The sequence below is a fragment of the Mesorhizobium sp. M4A.F.Ca.ET.022.05.2.1 genome (genome assembly GCF_003998845.1).
Lineage (GTDB): Bacteria > Pseudomonadota > Alphaproteobacteria > Rhizobiales > Rhizobiaceae > Mesorhizobium.
In genome coordinates this window covers 1-1,107 of record NZ_RZOJ01000746.1, presented here as the reverse complement: position 1 = coordinate 1,107, position 1,107 = coordinate 1, and the positions used below count along the sequence as shown (strand labels likewise).

Sequence of the window (1,107 nt, the reverse complement as noted above, 5' to 3'; positions counted from 1 at the left end):
CCAGTGTGAGGGCGGCCAAGCCGGGATGCGCGCAACCTTTGGCGCAGCCGGAAACGTGCAGGCTGAGCGAGGCGTCGAGGAGGTCGCTGTTTTGCGCCGCGATGGTTTCGGCGATGGCTCGGGTGGCGATGCGGCCGGAGGCGCAGGCCGGTGTGCCGGGGCAGGCAGCGATGCGGGTTCGCGGATCGGCGGCGTCGGTGACGAAGCCGAGGGCGGCGGCGGAGCTTTGCAGCGAGGTGCAGTTAGATGCGGTGAGGCCGAGCAAAAGCAGGGCACGGCCGGGAGCCGGGCGCATTTCGGTGGTGCCGAGGCCGGCGGCTTGCGTGGCAAGTTCGATGAGCGATTGTGCCGGCATGCTGCCGTAGGGCAGGCCGATACCGAGAGCAAAAGTGTCGCCTGCCAAGGGGAAAAGGCCGATAGGTTTGCGCGAGGCCCCCCCCTCTGTCCTGCCGGACATCTCCCCCTCAAGGGGGGAGATTACGCTCTCGCCGATGGTTTCGCTAATCTGCAACGTTGAAAATGGGGAGCCGGCGTCGACGCTGCCAATCTCCCCCCTTGAGGGGGAGATGTCCGGCAGGACAGAGGGGGGGGTGACGGAGTGCCAACTTGCGAGTGAATTAAGTTGTCTCTCCGACAAATCCCTGGTGTGCGCCTCTCGTCCTTTTTCGGCCACCATCCGGAGAGCCGCAACGGTGATGTCGCGCGCGGCATCCGCATCGATCGTCGCTAGCGACTTGGCACTGCGCGCGTCTCCACTAACCGATACGGTCCATTGCACATCCGCGTCGGCCCGCACCGCCTTCAGCCTTACGTCGGCCGTCACCGCGTCGATGCTCAACTGCCCGCCGCCGTCGATCACCACCGAAACCTTCGGTCCCAGCTGTGGCGTCAGCCCGGCCTCTTCAACGGCCGCCCTGATCCGCTCGGCGAGCGGGCGCGGATCGGCAACCTCCTGTGGGTCAATACCCGCCAGTGGCCCGGTCTCGACCGGCACGCCCGTGCGCACGGCAATCCCCAGCGCATCCACTTCGGCGGCCAGCAGGCGCGCGCTTTCCGCCGTCAGGCCACGGATCTGCAAACTGCCGCGCGCGGTCACCTCCATGATAC

At 67.0% G+C, this 1,107-nt stretch carries 1 protein-coding gene; it reads right to left on the bottom strand.

What is annotated here, in order from left to right:
• Positions 1-1,105: precorrin-3B synthase (cobG, locus tag EN745_RS35090; protein WP_245487914.1), on the bottom strand; the 1,105-nt coding region annotated here is incomplete at its 3' end.
• Positions 1,106-1,107 lie beyond the last annotated feature (2 nt).